This window comes from Geminocystis sp. CENA526 (assembly GCF_050753365.1).
GTDB lineage: Bacteria > Cyanobacteriota > Cyanobacteriia > Cyanobacteriales > Cyanobacteriaceae > Geminocystis.
Window position 1 is genome coordinate 1 of record NZ_JBLZFY010000190.1, and the last position, 3,760, is coordinate 3,760.

5 protein-coding genes are annotated in these 3,760 nt (G+C 33.1%); all 5 read left to right on the top strand.

Going from position 1 to position 3,760, the window contains the following annotated elements:
- Window positions 1-386: 386 nt before the first annotated feature.
- Entirely contained in the window at window positions 387-590 is a 204-nt protein-coding gene (locus ACN4EE_RS22250; protein ID WP_431708708.1) for a hypothetical protein, read from the top strand.
- Between the two features lie 185 nt (window positions 591-775).
- On the top strand, window positions 776-1,015 hold the full coding sequence (locus ACN4EE_RS22255) for a hypothetical protein (protein ID WP_431708709.1): 240 nt from the start codon (window positions 776-778) through the stop codon (window positions 1,013-1,015).
- 149 nt (window positions 1,016-1,164) lie between these two features.
- A complete protein-coding gene (locus ACN4EE_RS22260) occupies window positions 1,165-1,761 on the top strand; it encodes a hypothetical protein (RefSeq protein ID WP_431708710.1) in 597 nt (198 codons plus the stop codon).
- A 191-nt stretch (window positions 1,762-1,952) separates the two neighbouring features.
- Window positions 1,953-2,453 carry a hypothetical protein gene (locus ACN4EE_RS22265; RefSeq protein ID WP_431708711.1) on the top strand — a complete coding sequence of 167 codons (501 nt, stop codon included), beginning with the start codon at window positions 1,953-1,955 and terminating at the stop codon, window positions 2,451-2,453.
- Between the two features lie 350 nt (window positions 2,454-2,803).
- A complete protein-coding gene (gene psbU / locus ACN4EE_RS22270) occupies window positions 2,804-3,232 on the top strand; it encodes a photosystem II complex extrinsic protein PsbU (RefSeq protein ID WP_431708712.1) in 429 nt (142 codons plus the stop codon).
- Window positions 3,233-3,760: the final 528 nt, after the last annotated feature.

Sequence of the window (3,760 nt, forward strand, 5' to 3'; positions counted from 1 at the left end):
ATAGAGAAACAGAGTATAAACGAGGTAAAAAAGCACAACGATTAAGAGCGGGATGGGATGAGAAGTATCTACTGAAGATTTTATCTTCCTGAGTATGCGTTTGCCCTGTTTAAGAGATATTTTCCCTTGCACAAAGTGAAGATTTTGTGTTATGATAACTTTTGTGTCAACTTAAAAGGTTAAAACCTTGACGGTATAAGCTCCCTGACACGAAAACGCACCTTGACAATTTAATACATGGCTTGAAAGTTTGGGCTAACCCACCTCAGAAAAACTCTTTCCTAGTCTCATTTATCTTAATAATTGTTAAAACGTTAAGGAATTAAAGAACCCTACCTTAAAAAAGGATGGGAATATAGATTCAACCCACTACTAAAGATTACTCTATGTACGATCGCACAGCTTACGGATTTGCTTTGTCTGGTGTATGTAAGATTGAAGAAACAGGTGAAATCATCGATTTACAAGAAATAGATTTTGCCGAACAACAATTTATCGAAGGAATCTCCGTTACCGAACTTTATATAGGAGGGGAAGTTGACTCTTGGGGGGAACAAATTGAAAAAAACACTATATCGGAGGTGCAGTAATTCATAATAGAATGGTAGAAATCCCCGCTAATAGTAAATTCAAACTAGAAATCATGGATACAGAAGATGAAAGTATCAAATGTTACTATGAGTCGATGGAGGAAGAATAATCATTGGGAAAGCCCCGTTTCTTAGCTTAAGTAATAATCTTTTTTTGTAACTGTAAATTAAACAGAACTAAAACTATGGATATTATCCCCCAATTAAAACAATATCAAGAATACGTTTACAGCGAATTAACCTTATTAGAATCTAACGATAAACATAACCGAGTTTTAATGGAACAAAAAGGAGAGCAGTTAACCACATTATTGGATTTACTATCTAACCTAGAAGAAGAAATAATGAAATATGAATTAATGAAAGATACCCGCCTTGACCTTTCCCGTGTCGAAACCGTTGAATTTCCCAGTTGTTTCAATTAAAATCCTACCGTAAATTGTAGATAATGTTCTCTCCTTTCAAAGAGCATTATTTCTTGTTCCCCCTTTCAAAGCAGGGTTAGGGGGATAATTCAATCCATTTGTTTTTTTGTGTAATTATTAAAATATACTTAATTAGGCTAAATTTTAACATGAATAGAAAAGAGCAAATATACGCAAAACTACGAGAAGAATCAAAAGAATTAAGAAAAAAACAAGAATTAGAGATGCTGAAGAAATTACACCTAATCACTATGTTTCTATTTGACTATGTTTTTGCTCTATATGTAACAAAAAAAGAGACGCAAGAATACTGGGGGCCAAAAGTGTTAGAAATTAAATCTCTGTATAAAAATGAAGTTCTTTTTCATCAATTTGATTGTCTTTTGAGAGAATATAGAGTAAAAATGTATAGAGACTGTTTTGAAAAGGCTTTATCCTTAGAATCAGAATTTTTCCAAAAATTAAAAGATAAATGGTTTGAAGGAAAATATAGTTATGTTGATATAGTTAAGCGGCGTTTTAATGATTTATTTATTATCATATATGATCTGGAATATGATTCATATTTTAGTTTGTTAGAAGATAAAGAAACGAAAAATAATAAAAAAATCCTAGAGAAAATATATAGCAATTCTTATATTTATGAGGTACATAAGACTTCTCCATTAATTAAGATTTTAAGGACTGAAGCCCTTACTACGAACCAATTAAAAATAATTTTTGGAGATGTCTATAGAACAGACTAAAACCCATTATTATTAAGAAATAGGTGTACCTTACTATTTTGATAAACGCTATATAAGTTATAACTATCCCCTAGAAATTTTGTTAGGTAACAATGGCTAAATAATCCCCCCTAACCACCCTTTGAAAGCAGGGAATATAGGTTCGATCGATTTCACATTATTAATCTTTAATTTTTTGTGGAGCAATCTTTATGTTAGATTTAGATATTATTGTTTGTGGAGTTCCCGAAGTTGACGAATATATTGATGATGTGGATATTGTGGTTTCGATCATGAATCCGGGTTATACAATTTTTGCGCCTCAGTCTATCTCCGAAAAAGAAGAAGAAAATCGTCATTCGGTGCTAAGGTTAGAATTTGATGATGTTTGGGCTGAAAATTATCAATTAGGACAAGAAATCGTCACTACAGACACTGTAGCGGAGGTAATTGATTTCGTTTCTACCCATTACGACAACGCTGAAGATAATTTAACCATCTTAATCCATTGTCATCAAGGGGTTAGTCGATCGGCAGGAATGGCCATCGCAGTTTATTCGGTTATACTAGGAGACTATCAAGAAGCAGTCAGAAGGATAGCTCACGATCGAGATAAAGCTGTCCCGAATATAGAAATAGTACGTTTAACCGATAAAATGTTAAATTTACAAGGTAAATTGATTGATGCCGTTTGGCAGGAATTTTATCCCTAAAGGTTCGATCGAACTTTTGTTGGTGGTGGATTATTAATTAAGCCAAGACGCATCTAAGTTGCATATTATTTTGTTAGAAATAAATTAACAAATCTCCCCTGTCTCCTAGTCTTCCCCGTATTACCTTCATCACTAAATTATATTCCTTGTCTGATCTCTTATTCTTTACAAATCTTTACGTTACCTGTGCATGAAAAAGTCAAGTTGACTGATAAAATCGAATAGCAATAAGCGTTGTGGATAGAAAAGCACTGTAAAAGCGTTAACTAACCCAATGATATTGTGTCTGTTGGTTTTACATATAAAAACATTATTTAAGTTATCTTAATTTTTTTGGAGGTTTCGTTTTCATGAAATTATGGCAACGTATTGTTACCGTATTTAGTTTAATTTTATTCCTATCCTCGATCGTATTTTCACAACCTGCTCAAGCATTAGATTTTAATACTATTTTACAAGCTACTCCTTCGATCGTAGCAACAGAAAATACTCGCCGTAATGTAGCTGATGACTTATTGAGTACTGAATTTGGTCAAAAAATTGACGTTAATAACAGTGACATTCGTGATTTTCGTGATTTAAGAGGATTTTATCCTAAATTAGCTAGTCTCATCATCCAAAATGCTCCTTATGAGCAAGTGGAAGATGTTTTAAATATACCCGGATTAAGTGACGCTCAAAAAGAGAGATTACAAGCTAACTTAGATAATTTTACTGCTACTCCTCCTGCTGAAGTTTTCAACGAAGGAGACGAACGCTATAATGCTGGTGTTTATTAATTATTAGAGGGTGCTGAAAAAGTCTGAGGAGGGGTATGGCAAAGGGCAATGGGCAAAGGTTTTAATGGTTTTGATTCTTAGAATCAGAGTCTGTAATTGTATAATACTACCCTGTTTTTTGAGGAAAAATTCCTAAAACTGAGAACTTTTTTATTAATTTAATGTCCTTAAAGCCTTGATTTTTCTAGTCTTCAGATTTATTCAGCAACCCCTAATTAAGGTTAGGTATTAGGATTAGGTTAACGATTCTTATTTTTTGAATATCCTTCTGTGGTAGATTTTGCTGGGAAGGTAGATTTTGATCAACGAAAAATATCAAATTCCGATAATCATGATTTTGTTGGGTTTCGTGTCTCAATTCAAGCGACGGGGAAGATGCGATGCCGAAGGCACAGCTACGCTGAAGGAACTATTTATAACAAATCAATAAATTCTTCTACCGTTAAATTAGCATCATTTAAAATATTTTTGCCTCTCTTACTTTGAGTATGATAAATTATGTCTAAAAAAAGGTGTCAGGTATCAGGT